This window comes from Acidaminococcus hominis (assembly GCF_900291475.1).
Classification (GTDB): Bacteria; Bacillota; Negativicutes; order Acidaminococcales; family Acidaminococcaceae; genus Acidaminococcus; species Acidaminococcus hominis.
Genome location: NZ_OLMM01000007.1, coordinates 1 through 15,566 on the forward strand (window position 1 = coordinate 1; position 15,566 = coordinate 15,566).

The following is a 15,566-nucleotide window of genomic DNA, read 5'->3' on the forward strand; positions in this document are numbered from 1 at the left end:
TCAGCCATCGGGAACGTCCCGCCAGCAGAGCGCTACTTCCCGGCACTGCTGCTCAATGCTGCAATGTCTGCTGCCTGATACATTTAGAAATTCATCGATTTTGGTCTTGACAAACGTGCCACTATACACAGCATCACCTCCATTCTGTAAATTATTAATACTATTATATTACAAAATGCAATTATATTGTTCGAATTTTGTACAAAATAATCATGTTTATATGGTTTTGTATGATTTTTAGAAACTGTTGTTTAACCCCTTAACGAAACAGATTCATGTAGCTTTCCAGTAAAATTGATGTACTTTTGCAAGTATCATAGTATATAATGATGTATGATGTATAGGAAAAAACGGAACAAGCGCGGCATCGGGGCGCCCATTTCAATAGGGGGAATCGGGAATGAAAGAGGCTGAGGAACAAGTTCTGGAAAAACAAGGGGTAGGGCTGTCTGCCCAGCCCTTTTGGCAGGCCCGCAAGACCAAGCGATGTTTTCTGAAGGAGCCGGAGCGGGGAGAGAATATCGCGGTGCTTTACGAGCTGGACGCAGACCCCCAGGCCAAAGGTCTATATTCAGTGCCGGGGATAGGGCTATTGGGCGTTCAGTTTTCCCTGGATCAGGAATGCCCCAGCGCCATGGTATGCGGGCTTTTGACCCAAACCAAGGAAGTTCCTCTGTATGGTACCCACCATACCCTGCTGTGCCAGTTCTTTCCCGGCCGGTTTACCCAGATTTTTGGCATTCCCTGCAGCGCCGTTACGGATACGGAAGCCCCTTTGGAGGATTTTATCCAGGTGGGAAGCCTGTACGAGGAGCTGGCAGCAGCGGCGGATATGCCGGCCCGGCAGGCCTTATTGCAGCAGTTTATCGGCAGGTGGCAGAATCGCAGCCGGAGAAATGCCGGCAATGAGCGGCTGGTGCCGGCGCTGATGGAAGCGGCCCTGCGCAAACACGGCCTGGTCCAGCTGCACGAATTGGAGCAAGAAACCGGGTACAGCAGCCGGTATTTGCAAACAATTATCCGGGAAAAAGTAGGAGTATCTCCTAAAATTGCCCTAAATAATATGCAGTTTCAGGATTCCCTCCAGCGGCTGCTGCGGGATCCGGATATGCCCCTGGCGTCCATTGCCCAGGCCAGCGGGTACTACGACCAGAGTTATTTTACCCGGAAATTCAAGGAGTACATGGGCGTTACTCCGGCTGTTTTCGCCGCTCGGCTGCGGCAGGTAAAGCAGCTGGAAGAAAGCATATAAATCTCTGTACAAAAGACAATCCCAGGCAAACCAAAAGGCTTGCCTGGGATTTTTTATATTCAAAAACCATTTCCTCTTTATATAACGACAAATAGGATAACAAACAGTAATTCAATGCAGAACTATGGATAAAAAATATCCTATCACAATGCATCCAAATTGTAACAGCAAATTTAATTTGCAAAGACTAAAAAATCATTGCTTCTTATTTTCCGTCGTATGACGTATGATGAAACCGTAAAGAAAATGTCCGTTAATGGTGGAGCTCCCAATGCGGCAAAAAATCTAAATTCTATGAGAGGTGCGAAAAATGGCAAAACATGCATTAGAAGGTGTGCGCATTTTGGATATTTCGACCGTCATTGCTGCTCCCTGGGCCGCTGGCCTATTGGCAGACTTTGGCGCCGAGGTCATTAAGGTAGAAATGACCGGACGGGGAGATGCTTTCCGGGCCATGGGGCCGTTAAAAGATGGGAAGAGCATTCGCTGGCCGTCCATGGGCCGGAACAAGAAAAGCGTAACCTTGGACTTCCACTTTGAGGAAGGCAAGAAGCTGTTCCTGGATCTGGTGGCCAAAAGTGACGTAGTTATTGAAAACTTTAAAACCGGGACCCTGGACAAATGGGGAATTGGCGTAGCAGAAATGCGGAAAGTCAACCCGGATATCATTGTGACCCATGTCACCGGCTATGGCCAAACCGGGCCGTATCGGAAACTGGCCGGCTTGGGCACCCCGCTGCAGGCCTTCTCCGGAATGACCTACATGCAGGGCTATCCGGATCGTCCTCCTGTCAGCCCTCCCTTTGCTCTGGCTGACTATGTAGCTGGCCTGTACGCAGCCCTGGGAACCATGATTGCCCTGTACCACCGGGATGCCCTGAAAGGCAAACCCCAGGAAATCGACGTAAGCCTGTACGAAGGTATCTTCCGTATGGAAGAAGCCATGATTGCCCAATACGACCTGTTTGGCACCATCCGGGAGAGAAGCCCGATGCCCAGCGGCGCTTCCTGCCCTATCGGTACCTTCGAAACCAAGGACAATGTGTATGTCATCATCGTCTGCAGCACCAACCCGGTGTTCGAGCATCTGTGCGATGCCATGGACAGAAGAGCCGATTGGCTTCCTAAATACGCCCTGGCCAAAGACCGTCTGGCAGATCCCAAACCCATCATGGATGCGGTAACGGAATGGGTAAAGACCCATACCTTCCAGGAACTGAAAGCCAAATGCGATGCAGCCGGCGTTCCCATTTCCACCATCTATAACATCAAAGACTGCTTTGAAGATCCTCAATACCAGGCCCGCCACGACATTGTGGAGGTACCTTGCCAGGAATTTGGCCATGTGAAGATGCCCGGCATCGTTCCGGTCCTGTCCGAAACCCCTGGTGAAATCAAATGGGCTGGCCAGAAGCTGGGCGCTTCCAATGAAGAAGTGTACGGCGGAATCCTGGGCCTGTCTGATGCACAGCTGGCTGAACTGAAAGAAAAGAAAGTCATCTAAGCACAGAAAAGAGGAACTGAAAATGGCATTAACCTATCCGAAACAAATCCGTCTTTGTGAAGTGGGCCTGCGGGACGGCCTGCAAAATGAAAAGAAGATTCCTACTACCCAGGAGAAAATTGCTTACGTCAACGCTTTGACCGAAGCCGGTTTCCCGGTCATCGAAGTGGGCAGCTTCGTCAGCCCCAAGGCTGTACCCCAGGTAGCAGATACCGATGAAGTGTTTAAGGGCATCACCCAAAAACCCGGCGTGGAATACCGGGCCCTGATTGCCAACCTGAAGGGCGTGGACCGGGCCATCGAATGCGGCTGCAAAAAGGTGAAACTGAACGTTTCCGCCTCCGTAGCCCACAACCTGGCCAACCTGAACTGCACCCCGGCAGAAAGCGTAGCCCGCTTCTCCGCCTGTGTGGACCGGGCCAAGGAAGCCGGCATCGAAATCTCCGGTTCCATCTCCATGGCCTTTGGCTCCCCCTGGGACAAGGAAATTGCCCCCGAGGTGGTTTGCAAGATTATTGAGGCCTATATGCTGGTAGGCATTCGGGAAATCAGCCTTTCCGATGCTTCCGGTATGGCTTATCCTTCCCAGGTGGCCTCCCTGTGCCATTTGGTCAAAGAAAAATACCCTGAAGTCTCCTGGTGGCTCCACTTCCATAATACCCGGGGCCTGGGCGTAGCCAATATCCTGGCTGGCCTCAGCGAAGGCTTCACCCAGTTCGATACCAGCATGGCCGGTATGGGCGGCTGCCCCTTTGTTCCGGGTGCCGCCGGCAACGTATCCTCCGAAGATGTCATCCATATGTGTGATGAAATGGGCATTGCAACCGGTATTGACCTGGATAAGATGATGGACATCAGCCGTCATATGGCGTCTGAACTGGACCATCCTGCCGACAGTTACCTGCTCCGGGCCGGCAAAGCCAGCGACTTGATCCTGGACGTTCCTACCCGGCAGGCCAAAAATCACACCCAGGGAAAATAATCTTTTCCCCTGCCCAAAGGAGAGCTGAAAATGGTTGCACTCGTAGGTTACGCTACCCTTATTGTACTGGTATTCTTCCTGCTGAAAGGGAAAATGGCCCCCATTACCGTATTCGGGACCATTCCCATTATTGGCGCCCTGTTCCTGGGCGTCACCCCGGATCTTCTGGAAAAATGGATTGGCTCCGGGCTGAATACCGTTTGGAAAACCGCAGTATTGTTCATTTTCTCGGTAGAATTTTTCGGCATTATGTCCGATGCTGGTGTATTTGATGCCATCGTTAAGAAACTGGTGGCCAGAACTGGCAACAACGTAGTGGTTACCGCTGTGGTCACCGCCATGGTTGCCGTAATCGGCCACTTGGATGGTGCTACCGCCACCACCGCCCTGGTTACCATTCCTTCCATGCTGCCCCTGTGGAAGCGCCTGAATATGCGCCCCACTGGCATGCTGTTTATTGTAGGAACCGCCATGGGCGTTATGAACCTGGTTCCCTGGGGCGGCCCAGTAGTCCGGGTAGCTGCCATCCTGAACCGTGATGTAGGCGACCTGTGGCATTACCTGATTCCCTTCCAGGGCGTCTGCCTGATCCTGACCTTTGTGATTGCTGCCCTGGTGGGCATGAATGAAGTCCGCCACGGTGCCGGCCTGACCAAGGAAGCTGCTGAACAGGCTGCCCAGGTGAAACTGAGCCCTGAAGAAGAAGCCCTGAGACGGCCCAAGCTGCTGGTCGTGAACATTATCCTCACGATTATCCTGCTGGTACTGCTGCTCTTAGGCGTAATGTCCCCGCACATTCTGTTTATGATTGCTCTGGCCATTGGTATGGTCATCAACTATCCTGATTCTAAAACCCAGCGGAAACTGTTCCGCAGCCACGCTGGTGATGCCCTGGATACCTCCGCTACCCTGCTGGCAGCCGCCGTATTCATCGGTATCATGAACAAATCCGGTATGCTGGATGCCATGGTAAACACCCTCCTGTGGGTAATGCCTACTTGGATGGGTCGCTACATGAACATCATCGCCGGTTTCATCTCCGTACCTGTTGGCGCCTGCCTGGGTGCAGATACCTTCTACTATGGCCTGTTCCCGCTGCTGGACAAAGCCGGTTCCGCCTTTGGCGTACCGCCTCTGGACGTAGGCGTGGCCATGCTGATTGGCAAGAACGTGGCTATGATCCTGAGCCCGCTGCAGCCCACCACTTTCCTGGCCCTGGGTCTTGCCGGCGTGGAACTCAACGACCACCTGAAAGCCAACTTCTTCCGGACCTGGCTGCTGAGCTTTGTTATGTGCGGCATTGCCATGGTCATGGGGTATATGAAGATTTACTAAGCATCGCAGTTTCCCTCTGTTTTGTGTATGTACAGCCCGTCTGGTCCCGTTCAAAACACACCTTACGTCTCCAGCGTTTCCCCCTGGGACCAGCGGCGCAGTCATACGTGCAGAACCTTGATAGAATTGGAGGTCTCCTGATGGAAAAAGATCTGGTTGAAACCTTTTTGGCTGTGGCTAAGGCTCAGAATATCAGCAAGGCCTCCCGCCTTTTGTTTGTGTCCCAAGCCACGGTCAGTTATCGACTAAAGTCCCTGGAAAAGCAGGTGGGCACGGAACTGGTCCAGCGCAGCAAGGGCATTCGGGCCACCCGGCTTACCGAAAACGGCCGCCGGCTGCTGCCCCTGGCCCAAAACTGGCTCCAGGCCAACGAAGCCTTTGAAAGCTTCAGCCCCCAGCCCTAGGACGAAACACTTCTTTTGCTAAAAAACCTCAGCGTATTGGCGTCCCTCTGTGCCAATATGCTGGGGCTTTTTTATTTTTGCTATTTTAGGATATGCTCCGGATTGTAGTCCGCGTAAAAGGCGCATTGCTTCCGGATCAGCCGCAGCAGAGCCTGGCCGTAGACCGGGAAGGTCCGGTCCTTCCGGTATTCCAGGTTCAGGGGGTTGGTTTCCTCCAGGTACCGGATGGGGAAGGCGTGGAGCTTGTTTTCCACCTGGCTGTTAATGTAGCGCAGGTTGGGCAGGTACATGGTGAGACAGAAGCTGGCCGCGTAATTCTGGGTGGTCAGCAAATGGTGCAGGTCCGGATGGCTGGAGGTGTGGATGCAGTTCAGCTCAATATCCTGCTTTTGGAGCAGCCGGCTGATCATCTGGGAGGAGTTGAAAGCCGGCATATTGAAGGAAAAAGGCATCTGGGTGAACTTGGAAAGGTCCGCCCCCTGGCGGAATTCCTGAATGCAGCCAGGATACGTATCCGGGAAATAATGCTTTAGCATCCCTTCACTGACCACCAGGTACAGCACTTCCCGGAGAATCAGCTGGCTCTGGATGAACCGGGAAGGGTTCTTGGGAGCCCCGATCACAATCATGTCCAGCTGGTTGTTCAGGAGCATTTCCCTGAGCGTTGGGGAGTTGGCGCTGACCACCTGGAGCTGCACATGGGGGAACAGCTTGCTGTAGGACTCGATTAGCTGGGGCATAAAGATCCGGAACCGGCCTTCCGTGGTTCCCAGCCGGATGGTGCCGGAGTTTCCTTCCTTGATTTCCGCAAACTGCTGGGCTAAACTGTTCTCCAGCGCTTCCACTTGGCGGATATTGTCCAAAAACAGCTGTCCTTCGTCCGTCAGCCGGAACTCCGGTTTTCGGTAGAACAAGGTCACCCCGCATTCCTTTTCCAGATTGGACAGGTAATGGCTCAGGGCCTGGTGGGTGACGAATAATTTTTCAGCTGCCCGGGTCACATTCTTTTCCTTGGCCAGGGCAATAAAATAACGGTATTTTTCAAACATGGGCTTCTCCTTTTTTCCTTTATTGGGGGGCCGCAGGGCCTGGGAGGAAGTTTAACTAGGCAAACGGGGCAGGCTTTCCTGCCCCAGGGCGCATCAATCTATCTTCTATTGTAACAGAAGCGTTAGAGAAAAATCTATGCTATACTACCAATAGATTGCACGGAAGGGAGCGAAACAGATGCTGCAGCGAATCAAGAACGTACAGCCCCAAAGCGGGCGCCGACTCTTGGTGGAATTCGAAAACGGAGAAAAGAAACACTACGATATCAGAGGTGCGGCCGCCCAGTGGGAAGCCTTTTGGGCGCTCTTGACGGATAAGGAACTGTTTGCCCAGGTTCAGGTGGATACCGGCGGCTACGGCATCAGCTGGAATGAGGACCTGGAGCTGTCCTGCCACGAGCTGTACCAGAACGGAGTAGATGCAGAATAATTGAAGGAAACTATTTGGCTGGCTGCTGCTGCCAGTTTGGCAAAGCACTTGAAAAAGCGGAATCCTGACAAAATAATTGTTGGGATTTTTCTTTTTGTGCAGCAGGCAGCTGCAGGAAACACCTGTAAGGAAGAACAAAGCTAAAGGCCATTCTATTGATTAAGAATAGATTATTTATTGAAAAAATGGAGCTTTAGACAACAATAAAATCTATAATTCTTTATTAGGAAGATTAATAGAAAGGTAAATTGTAAGAAAAGAAGAAACGCTAATTATCAGAATACATATAATAATTTATGAAAACCTTCTCATGCTATACTGACAATAGAAATGATTCGTAATTTTAGAGGAGGGGGACAGTATGGGATCGTTGACAGAAATGCTCTCTGGTTATGAAATTCCAGAGGTTGCTGAAATTGCTACTATCTTTGACAGCACCCGGCTGGACAAGGTCAGTGAGACCTTGCTCAATCGGTTAAGAGAAAAGAATCTTCCCATAGAACCAGGGCAGAGAATTGCCATTACCGGAGGCAGCCGGGGAATTGCCGACTATGTGACGCTGATGCGGACGGCAGTAGCCTATATTAAGGAGAAGAAGGGGATTCCCTTTATTGTACCGGCCATGGGCAGCCACGGCGGAGCCACGGCAGCAGGACAGATTGAAGTTCTAAAGAACTTGGGCATCACGGAAGCATCCGTGGGGGCACCCATTGTTTCCAGTATGGATGTGGTAGAAGTGGCCCGGACCAGTTTGAACCTGCCGGTATATATTGATAAGAATGCTTTTTATGCCGATGGTATTTTGCTGCTGAACCGGGTAAAAACCCATACTTCCATTTATGGAAAGTATCAGAGCGGGTTGGTGAAAATGCTGGCCATTGGATTGGCCAAGCATGTGGGGGCAGCCATGACCCATAGCCTGGGCACCGATTACTTGAACGATAATATGGCAAGAGTGGGGCTCACCGCCCTGCGTCATGTGAAGGTGGTAGGCGGTATTGCCGCCATTGAGAACGGCTATGACCAGCTGGCCGATGTGTATGTACTGAGAAAAGAAGAAATTGAGGAAGAAGAACCAAAAATTTTGGAACGGGCCATGAAAATGGTACCACGGATTCCTTTTGAACATATGGATGTGCTGATTTGCCAAAAATTGGGGAAAGACATCTCCGGCACAGGCATGGATCCTGCCATTGTAGGGCGCCCTATCAATAATCGGCCCAATGTAGGACCGGATGTAACAGAACTGGGCATCCTCTCCTTGACGGATAAATCGGAAGGAAACGGCAACGGTATTGGCATGGGGGACTTTATTAGCCGGCGCCTGCGGGTGAAAGTGGACGAAACCATGACCGTCATTAATGCCCTGACGGGTATGAAACCCTTTACCGCCAAAATTCCGCCCACCATGGAAACGGACAAGCTGGTTTTTCAAGCCTGTATGAAGGCTGCGGGAAAAATCGATAAGGATAAAATGAAGCTGGCCATTATTACCAGCAGCGGGGACCTGCGCCACATCTGGGCGACCCGGCCCTTGGTGGAAGCTTTGGACCCAGAGAAAGGGAAAATCATCCATGATTTTATGGAAGTCCCCTTTGATGACAAAGGTACGCTTTGCCTGCCAGAATAAAATAAAAAACAGGACAAACGTCAGAAATGGCGCTTGTCCTGTTTTTTTTAGGGCTGTTCTATATCTTCCGTTTCTGTAAAAGGCTGTTCCTTGACAAACTTTTTCGGGGAAACGCCCAGTTTACTGGTGAAAGTACGGATAAAGTGGGTATAAGTCTTAAAACCAACGGCTTTTCCAACTGCTTTCACTTTTTCTCCTTCCTGCAGCAGGTGGCAGGCTTTTTGGAGTCGGTACATAGTGATGTAATTTCCGATGGTAAAGCCGGTTTGGTCCTTAAAGATTTTGCAAAGCCGGGACTTACTGACAAACATATGGTTGGAAAATTCATCCAGGGTAATGTCTTCTTTGTAATGGTCATAGATATACTGGAGCATATTTTTGATTAAATCGTCATACTTGGTGGGGGCTGCCTGCTTGGCGGGACCCCGCTTTTTGACAATTTGGGCCAACGTCAGGATACATTGTCCCAGGAGCAAATTTAGGGCAATATCTGCGCCAAAAGGCTGCTTCCCGGAAGGCGGGTTCACCAGCCGGTCCATATAATTGCAGACTTTAACCAGTTCGGACTGGGTGAGCAGCAGGTGTTTGGGGGCTGCTTCAAATAAGGCCGTCAGGTCACTTTCAGGAGTGGAGAGAAACTGGAGCAGGGAAAGGGGAAAGCGGATGGCATACCGGGCGGTAGACTCATGGCCGTCTACAAAGCCGTGATGGATCTCAAAAGGGTGAATCAGGAAAAGGCTGCCTCTTTTTAAGGGATAACGGCTTTCCTGGAGAAAGAAATCCCCCTTATCTTCCAAGCTCAGGTATACCTCTACCTGGTCATGCAGATGGGGCTTGGGATTAACGTTATGGTCACTCCAATACGCATAATACAGCGGTTGGGACATGAAAGACCTCCTTTAGACAGGCAGGCTATATAACGGATGTTACAGAAAGACAGCATATTATACAGCTAGTGTAATAATTATAAATGCAACAATGGGAATAGACATCCCGTCTTCAAATTATACTAAAAATTGACCTATCGTGCTAGAAGCTTTCAAAACAATTGAAAGTATTATCTGAAATCTCTAAAATGCAGAAGTGACGAAAGCCCTGCAGGCGTTTTTGAAAATGGTTTACCAAGTCGATAACCTTTGAAGTGAAAATGCTATTGGTAGGAGGGAACGAAATGAGTGAGAGCACACTTTGCATTATCATCACGGTGATAACCATGCTCCTTTTTATAGGACGGGTATTCCCCATGGCCGTAACCGCGATGCTTTGCTCCTTGGCAATGGGGATTCTGCTTCCCAGCGTCAAGTTGTCGGCAATTTATTCAGGTTTTGGCAGTGCCCCGGTATGTATGATTGCCGGGATGATGATTGTAGGGGATGCACTGTTCCAAACCGGTGTTGCCCAAAAGATTGGCGTAGCGTTAAGTAAGATGAAGATGTTCCAGAATGAACGGATTTTTACTGTAATGGTAGTAACGGTTTGTGTTTTAATGTCCGCCTTCATGAGTGATTCCGGCTGCATTGCCATGTGGATGCCCATTATCGCTGCAGTAGCGGCAGGGTCCAAAGGCAAGATTCATTCCAAGATGGTGATCATGCCAGCCGGTATTGCCTGTATCGTTGGCGGTGCCACGACCTTGGTTGGTTCCACTTCCCAGAACACGGCCAACAGTTTCTTGATGCAGACCCCTGGCTTTGAAGCAGGGATGGGCGTCTTTGATGTGACCAAGGTTATGTGGATTGTGGACCTGCTGATGATTCTGTACTTTGCAACCATCGGCTATGACATTACCAAAAAGACTCTGAAGCCGGGCAGCCCCCATTTCAATGATGGCAACACCTTTGCCAACTCCAGTTCTGATGTGGATGCCAATGCTCACACCGATGTACCTAAATCCAAACAAATCATTTCCGTCATTACCTTGTTCGTCTGCATTTTAGGTTTTGTACTGTGCGGGTTCAAACCCTTCAGCAACTATTTGAACATTGCCAACGTGGCCTTGATTGGTTCCATGATTCTGTTTGCCACCAAGACCATCAACTATAAAGAGACCCTGAAGAACCTGGGCTGGGATGTACTGTTGACCGTAGGTGCCATTACCACTTTGGGAACAGGCCTGGAAAATACCGGCGCTGGCAAATTGATTGCCAACACCATTCTGAACCTGTTTGGCGGTGAAAATGCCTCGCTGAACGTCATCTTGTGGGTGATGTTTATCCTGGGCAGTTTCCTGACCCTGTTCATGTCCAACGTTTCCGTATCCGCCATGCTGGCGCCTATCTACATTCCTCTGGCCCAGAAAATGGGACTGAGCCCGGCGCCCTTTATTATCCTGATTGCCATTGCTTCCAACATGGCTATTGCAACACCCATTGGGACTCCGGTAAACATGCAGATCCTGCCAGCCGGCTATACCTTTAGTGATTATGTGAAGATTGGCGGTCCGCTGTGGATCATCTTTATGATTGCGGTTTGTCTGACAGCTCCCGGCATCCTGTTTTAGACCGGCGATGCTGTTCCTATAAAAGTCTTAGGAGGAAATCATTATGAAGCAGTATGATGTAGCAATCATTGGCGCCGGGGTAGTAGGGTGCGCCATTGCAAGAGAGTTGGCCAAATATAAACTGCACACAATTGTGCTGGAAAAAGAATTGGACGTGGCCACTGGGAATTCCAGCCGGAATACAGGGATGCTTCATGCAGGCTTCACCTATAAGCTGGGCAGCCTGCGGGCCAAGTGTTCTGTGGAAGGCAACCAGGAGTTTGATACGGTAGCAGCCGAGTTGGGCGTACCTTTCAAACGGACGGGGAAACTGGTGGTAGGTTTTACGGAGCATGACCGGGAAAACATCCTGCGATTCAAGGCCAATGGGGAAGCCAACGGAGTCAAGGGGATTCGCATGGTGGACCAGGAAGAAATGCACCGGATTGAGCCCAATGCAGGCGGCAACTTTGCTATGTACGTACCGGCTTCTGGGATTCTGGATCCTATCCAATACAATATCGCCTTGGCCGAAAATGCCTGCAAGAACGGTGTGGAATTCAGCTTGGGTACGAAGGTAACCGGCATTGTTCATTTGGATCCGGTGGAAGACCAGAAACGGCTTGCCCGGCTGAACCTGCAAGGAGGCACCCTGGACGCCAAAGAGGGCGTGTATCAGATTACCACCAACCGGGATGTAATCTGTGCCAAATGGGTCATCAACAGCGCAGGTGCCTATGCGGTGGCCATTGGCCAAATGCTGGGCTATCCCTTCGTGTACCAGAGAGGGTACAAAGGCGAATACTATGTGCTGGACAAAAAGGCAGGGGCCTTCCTGAAGACTCCTGTGTACCCGGCACCTAATGACCGGGGCGGTTTTGCAACCCATGCCACACCTACCGTGGACGGCAACATTTTGGTAGGCCCGGATTGGTACATTACTCCCGGCAGAGAAGATTATGCCAACCAGGAACACAGCCTGACCCGGCTGTTCCAGGATGGCCGGAAGATGTTTACCAAAATGGAACGGCAGTACTTTATTCGCAATTTCGTAGGTATCCGCTGGAGAAACTGTGATCCAGTTACCAAGGAACCCCAGGATTTCCTGATTCAGTCCGATGAAAAGATTCCTCATACGGTCAGCCTGGTAGGCATTGAATCTCCGGGCGTTACGGCAGCACTGCCGCTGGCCCGCCGGGTACGGGCGATTATCCTGGGCCGGGAGGAAGAAGAAGGAACCAAGGTTCCTTTGAATGAGGACTTTAACCCCATTCGGAAGCCCATCAAACGGTTTGCAGAAATGAGCCTGGAAGAAAAAATGGAAGCCATCAAGGCCAATCCGGATTACGGCGAAGTGTTCTGCCGCTGCGAAAATGTTTCCAAAGCAGAAATCATGCAGGCCATTCACAATCCCCTGGGTGTTCATACCCTGACCGGCATCAAAAACCGGACCCGTTCCATGATGGGACGCTGCCAGGGCGGGTATTGCCAGACCCGGATTACCCAATTGCTGGAACAGGAATTGGGCGTTCATCCGGAAGATTTGCGGTACCAAAGAGAAAACGGTTGGATTTTTACCGGTGAAGTTCGTCCAACCCAAACGGAGGAGGAAGAATAAATGGAAGGCGCAGAGAATAAACAGAAGCAGTCTTTCCTGAACGCAGATGTGGTCATCGTAGGCGGTGGTCCTGCCGGACTGGCTGCAGCTGTACAGTTATACGACAAGGGAGTAACGGATATTTTAATCCTGGAACGGGAACACCAGCTGGGCGGCATCCTGAAGCAATGCATTCACGATGGCTTTGGCCTGACCCGTTTTGGAGAAACTTTAAGCGGTCCGGAATATGCCCTGCGGTTCATCAAGGAAGTAGAAAAGCGAAATATCAAATATATTACGGATACAACGGTCATCAATGTAACCGCTGACCACAAGGTCTACGCTTCCCATTCGGAAGGCATGATTCTGGTTCAGGCCAAGGCCGTTGTGCTGACCATGGGCTGCCGGGAACGGACCAGAGGCGCTTTGGCCATTCCAGGAACCCGGCCGGCCGGTGTCATTACGGCGGGTGTGGCCCAGGCCTACATCAACCTGCAGAACCGGATGCCGGGCAAGGAAATCGTAATCCTGGGCTCCGGGGATATCGGGCTGATTATGGCCAGACGGCTGACCCTGGAAGGTGCTCATGTTATCGGCGTCTTTGAAATCAACCCCATTCCCAGCGGACTGCCCAGAAATATTGAGCAGTGTCTCCACGATTACGATATTCCTTTGGCCATGAGCCATACGGTAACGGATATCCGGGGCACGGACCGGCTGGAAAGCGTGGTTATTTCCGAAGTGGACGATAAACTGCAGCCCATTGCCGGAACAGAAAAGGAATATGCCTGCGATACGCTGATTCTGTCCGTAGGTCTGATTCCGGAAAATGAACTGACTATTGGCGCTGGTGCCCAGCTGGATCCCCATACCAAGGGGGCTTTGGTGGACGAATTTTATCAGACCACGGTACCCGGCCTCTTTGCTGCCGGCAACGTGCTTCACGTTCACGACCTGGTGGACTTCGTTTCCATGGAAGCGGAAACCATGGCCGACGGCATCACCCGGTATATCAAAGAAGGCTTGCCGGAAAAGGATATCCCCGTCAAATGCGGCAACAATATTGGCCATGTGATTCCCCAAAGAGTCAGTGGCTCTGCGGACTTTAAGTTTTCCTTCAGAGTGCGGCAGCCCCAGCGGAATGCCCACATTGTAGTTAAACAGGGAGGCCAGGTGATTGCCAAGAAAACGGTAATCAATGCTCTTCCTGCCAATATGATTGAGCTGCCCCTGCAAAGCTCCAAACTGAGTGGGCAGGATGAAATCGAGGTGGCTGTAGAATGAAAAAGACCATTACCTGCATTGTCTGCCCCAACGGCTGCACGCTGGATATTTCCTATGACCAGGATGCCCAGGGGAAAGTAACCATTAGCCAAGTAACCGGCAACCTGTGCAAACGGGGTGTCGAATATGCCCAGCAGGAAATGACGGATCCCAGACGGACTATTGCCAGTTCCGTGCTGGTGCGCAATGGGGACCTGCCTCTGGTAAGTGTCCGGACTAGCGGCGCCATTCCCAAAAACCAGATTTTCGAAGTGATGAAAGAAATCCGCAAGGTGGAAGTGGATGCCCCGGTGAAGGCGGGTACAGTAATCATTCCCGATGTACTGCATTTGGGCGTGGACATTATTGCCACCAAGGATGTGGCATCAAACCAATAACCTATTGAGCCTTGAAAAAGGCTGCTGCAGGAGGCTGGAACATGGATAAGGATATTAAAATTACGATTGAAAACAAGCTTTGTAAACAGTGCGGAATCTGCTCCGCACTGTGCCCCAAACAGGTGTTTGATCAAAAGTACGGGGACTACCCGGTAGTTGCTCGGCCGGAGGACTGCATTGGCTGCAAATTGTGCCAGATGCGCTGTCCTGATTTTGCTATAGAAGTGGAGGTCAAATAGAATGGCTAAAGAAGAAAAGAAATTCATGGAAGGTAACGAAGCGATGACCGCCGGCGCCATTGCTGCCGGAGCCCGCTTTTTCGCAGGCTATCCTATTTCTCCCAGTTCAGAAGTTGCCAAAAGCGCAGCCAAGGAACTGCCCCGCCACGGCGGTATTTATATCCAGATGGAAGATGAACTGAGCTCCATGGCAGCCCTTTTGGGTGCTTCCCTGGCTGGGAAGAAGGCCTTCACCGCTACCAGCGGCCCTGGCTTCTCCCTGATGCAGGAAAACCTGGGCCTGGGCATCATGTCTGAACTGCCCTGTGTGGTATACGATGTGCAGCGCAGCGGCCCGTCCACCGGTGCTGCTACGAAACCGGCCCAGGGCGACCTGATGCAGGCCCGGTACGGAGCCCATGGGGACCACAGCATCATCGCCCTGGCACCTTCCTCCGTACAGGATTGCTACGATCTGTCCATTACGGCCTTCAACCTGGCCGAAAAATACCGTACCCCGGTAATTTTCCTGGCCGATGAAGTGGTGGGGCACCTGCGGGAAACCCTGACCATCCACCTGGTAAAACCGGAAGAAATCGTAAACCGCAAGGCACCGGCTCCTGGTACTGCCCAAAAGGACTTCCGGCCGTACAACTATGAAAACGCGGAAGTGGCGCCCATGGTGGCTGTAGGGGATAGAAACCTCCTGATGCGCACCACCGGTTCCACCCATAACGAAAAGGGTGAATTCAACCCCTCCCCGGAAAACATCAACCGGGTAACCCATTACCTGCTGGACAAGATCGAAAAACACGTGGATGACATTACCATTACCCGGAAATTCCAGCTGGAAGATGCTGAGGTAATCCTGATTTCCTTTGGCTGCTCTGTGCGGAGTTCCCTGAACGCCGTACAGCTGCTGCGCAAGCAGGGCATCAAGGCCGGGCTGCTGCAGCTGGTAACCGTATGGCCCATGCCGGAAAAGGAAATCCGGGAAGCCCTGAAACAAGCCAAGACCGTGGTGG

16 protein-coding genes are annotated in these 15,566 nt (G+C 51.3%); 13 read left to right on the top strand and 3 right to left on the bottom strand.

The features are described 5' to 3' along the window. Positions 1-129, bottom strand: coding sequence for a hypothetical protein (locus C7E10_RS12425; RefSeq protein ID WP_268802730.1), 129 nt, complete (start codon positions 127-129; stop codon positions 1-3). A gap of 271 nt (positions 130-400) precedes the next feature. On the opposite strand from C7E10_RS12425, the gene C7E10_RS11645 reads away from it, so the two are divergent. The 5 genes from C7E10_RS11645 (at position 401) to C7E10_RS11665 (ending at position 5,477) form a co-directional block, all read left to right on the top strand. Continuing rightward, positions 401-1,252, top strand: a complete 852-nt coding sequence (locus C7E10_RS11645; RefSeq protein ID WP_105327483.1) for a helix-turn-helix domain-containing protein — start codon at positions 401-403, stop codon at positions 1,250-1,252. A 310-nt stretch (positions 1,253-1,562) separates the two neighbouring features. Next, a complete protein-coding gene (locus C7E10_RS11650) occupies positions 1,563-2,756 on the top strand; it encodes a CaiB/BaiF CoA transferase family protein (protein ID WP_105327484.1) in 1,194 nt (397 codons plus the stop codon). Between the two features lie 22 nt (positions 2,757-2,778). Then, positions 2,779-3,738 (top strand): hydroxymethylglutaryl-CoA lyase, encoded by a 960-nt coding sequence (locus tag C7E10_RS11655; RefSeq protein WP_105327485.1) that lies wholly within the window; start codon positions 2,779-2,781, stop codon positions 3,736-3,738. A 30-nt stretch (positions 3,739-3,768) separates the two neighbouring features. Then, complete coding sequence (locus tag C7E10_RS11660) at positions 3,769-5,073, top strand: CitMHS family transporter (protein ID WP_105327486.1); 1,305 nt, start codon at positions 3,769-3,771, stop codon at positions 5,071-5,073. 140 nt (positions 5,074-5,213) lie between these two features. After that, positions 5,214-5,477: a LysR family transcriptional regulator gene (locus C7E10_RS11665; protein WP_105327487.1), complete on the top strand. Its 264-nt coding sequence runs from the start codon at positions 5,214-5,216 to the stop codon at positions 5,475-5,477. An 80-nt stretch (positions 5,478-5,557) separates the two neighbouring features. Here the strand turns inward: C7E10_RS11665 and C7E10_RS11670 are convergent, their stop codons facing one another. Beyond that, a complete protein-coding gene (locus tag C7E10_RS11670; RefSeq protein ID WP_105327488.1) occupies positions 5,558-6,526 on the bottom strand; it encodes a LysR family transcriptional regulator in 969 nt (322 codons plus the stop codon). A 178-nt stretch (positions 6,527-6,704) separates the two neighbouring features. Here C7E10_RS11670 and C7E10_RS11675 point away from each other — a divergent pair, with 178 nt between their 5' ends. Together C7E10_RS11675 and C7E10_RS11680 are read left to right on the top strand one after the other, a co-directional pair. Next, positions 6,705-6,956 carry a DUF2442 domain-containing protein gene (locus tag C7E10_RS11675; RefSeq protein WP_105327489.1) on the top strand — a complete coding sequence of 84 codons (252 nt, stop codon included), beginning with the start codon at positions 6,705-6,707 and terminating at the stop codon, positions 6,954-6,956. 361 nt (positions 6,957-7,317) lie between these two features. After that, on the top strand, positions 7,318-8,586 hold the full coding sequence (locus C7E10_RS11680) for a nickel pincer cofactor-dependent isomerase, group 22 (RefSeq protein WP_105327490.1): 1,269 nt from the start codon (positions 7,318-7,320) through the stop codon (positions 8,584-8,586). A gap of 47 nt (positions 8,587-8,633) precedes the next feature. Here the strand turns inward: C7E10_RS11680 and C7E10_RS11685 are convergent, their stop codons facing one another. Then, entirely contained in the window at positions 8,634-9,473 is an 840-nt protein-coding gene (locus C7E10_RS11685) for a helix-turn-helix transcriptional regulator (protein ID WP_105327491.1), read from the bottom strand. Positions 9,474-9,757: 284 nt separating this feature from the next. Between C7E10_RS11685 and C7E10_RS11690 the strand changes: the two genes are divergently transcribed. The 6 genes from C7E10_RS11690 to C7E10_RS11715 form a co-directional block, all read left to right on the top strand. Then, positions 9,758-11,086: an SLC13 family permease gene (locus C7E10_RS11690; protein ID WP_105327492.1), complete on the top strand. Its 1,329-nt coding sequence runs from the start codon at positions 9,758-9,760 to the stop codon at positions 11,084-11,086. Between the two features lie 43 nt (positions 11,087-11,129). Continuing rightward, positions 11,130-12,683 carry an NAD(P)/FAD-dependent oxidoreductase gene (locus C7E10_RS11695; RefSeq protein WP_105327493.1) on the top strand — a complete coding sequence of 518 codons (1,554 nt, stop codon included), beginning with the start codon at positions 11,130-11,132 and terminating at the stop codon, positions 12,681-12,683. After that, positions 12,684-13,946 carry an NAD(P)/FAD-dependent oxidoreductase gene (locus C7E10_RS11700; protein ID WP_105327494.1) on the top strand — a complete coding sequence of 421 codons (1,263 nt, stop codon included), beginning with the start codon at positions 12,684-12,686 and terminating at the stop codon, positions 13,944-13,946. Continuing rightward, the gene (locus C7E10_RS11705) at positions 13,943-14,323 is read left to right on the top strand and encodes a DUF1667 domain-containing protein (RefSeq protein ID WP_105327495.1); all 381 of its coding nucleotides are present in this window, start codon (positions 13,943-13,945) and stop codon (positions 14,321-14,323) included. Before C7E10_RS11700 ends, C7E10_RS11705 begins: the two co-directional genes overlap by 4 nt. A gap of 41 nt (positions 14,324-14,364) precedes the next feature. Next, entirely contained in the window at positions 14,365-14,562 is a 198-nt protein-coding gene (locus C7E10_RS11710; protein WP_105327496.1) for a 4Fe-4S dicluster domain-containing protein, read from the top strand. Position 14,563: 1 nt separating this feature from the next. Further along, positions 14,564-15,566 (top strand): 2-oxoacid:acceptor oxidoreductase subunit alpha (locus C7E10_RS11715; protein WP_105327497.1); only part of this gene is annotated, 1,003 nt, incomplete at its 3' end.

Excerpts from the sequence above, each read along its gene's own strand:
- C7E10_RS11645 (WP_105327483.1), top strand. The coding sequence starts at position 401 with ATGAAAGAGGCTGAGGAACAAGTTCTGGAAAAACAAGGGGTAGGGCTG.
- C7E10_RS11650 (WP_105327484.1), top strand. The coding sequence starts at position 1,563 with ATGGCAAAACATGCATTAGAAGGTGTGCGCATTTTGGATATTTCGACC.
- C7E10_RS11655 (WP_105327485.1), top strand. The coding sequence starts at position 2,779 with ATGGCATTAACCTATCCGAAACAAATCCGTCTTTGTGAAGTGGGCCTG.
- C7E10_RS11660 (WP_105327486.1), top strand. The coding sequence starts at position 3,769 with ATGGTTGCACTCGTAGGTTACGCTACCCTTATTGTACTGGTATTCTTC.
- C7E10_RS11665 (WP_105327487.1), top strand. The coding sequence starts at position 5,214 with ATGGAAAAAGATCTGGTTGAAACCTTTTTGGCTGTGGCTAAGGCTCAG.
- C7E10_RS11670 (WP_105327488.1), bottom strand. The coding sequence starts at position 6,526 with ATGTTTGAAAAATACCGTTATTTTATTGCCCTGGCCAAGGAAAAGAAT.
- C7E10_RS11675 (WP_105327489.1), top strand. The coding sequence starts at position 6,705 with ATGCTGCAGCGAATCAAGAACGTACAGCCCCAAAGCGGGCGCCGACTC.
- C7E10_RS11680 (WP_105327490.1), top strand. The coding sequence starts at position 7,318 with ATGGGATCGTTGACAGAAATGCTCTCTGGTTATGAAATTCCAGAGGTT.
- C7E10_RS11685 (WP_105327491.1), bottom strand. The coding sequence starts at position 9,473 with ATGTCCCAACCGCTGTATTATGCGTATTGGAGTGACCATAACGTTAAT.
- C7E10_RS11690 (WP_105327492.1), top strand. The coding sequence starts at position 9,758 with ATGAGTGAGAGCACACTTTGCATTATCATCACGGTGATAACCATGCTC.
- C7E10_RS11695 (WP_105327493.1), top strand. The coding sequence starts at position 11,130 with ATGAAGCAGTATGATGTAGCAATCATTGGCGCCGGGGTAGTAGGGTGC.
- C7E10_RS11700 (WP_105327494.1), top strand. The coding sequence starts at position 12,684 with ATGGAAGGCGCAGAGAATAAACAGAAGCAGTCTTTCCTGAACGCAGAT.
- C7E10_RS11705 (WP_105327495.1), top strand. The coding sequence starts at position 13,943 with ATGAAAAAGACCATTACCTGCATTGTCTGCCCCAACGGCTGCACGCTG.
- C7E10_RS11710 (WP_105327496.1), top strand. The coding sequence starts at position 14,365 with ATGGATAAGGATATTAAAATTACGATTGAAAACAAGCTTTGTAAACAG.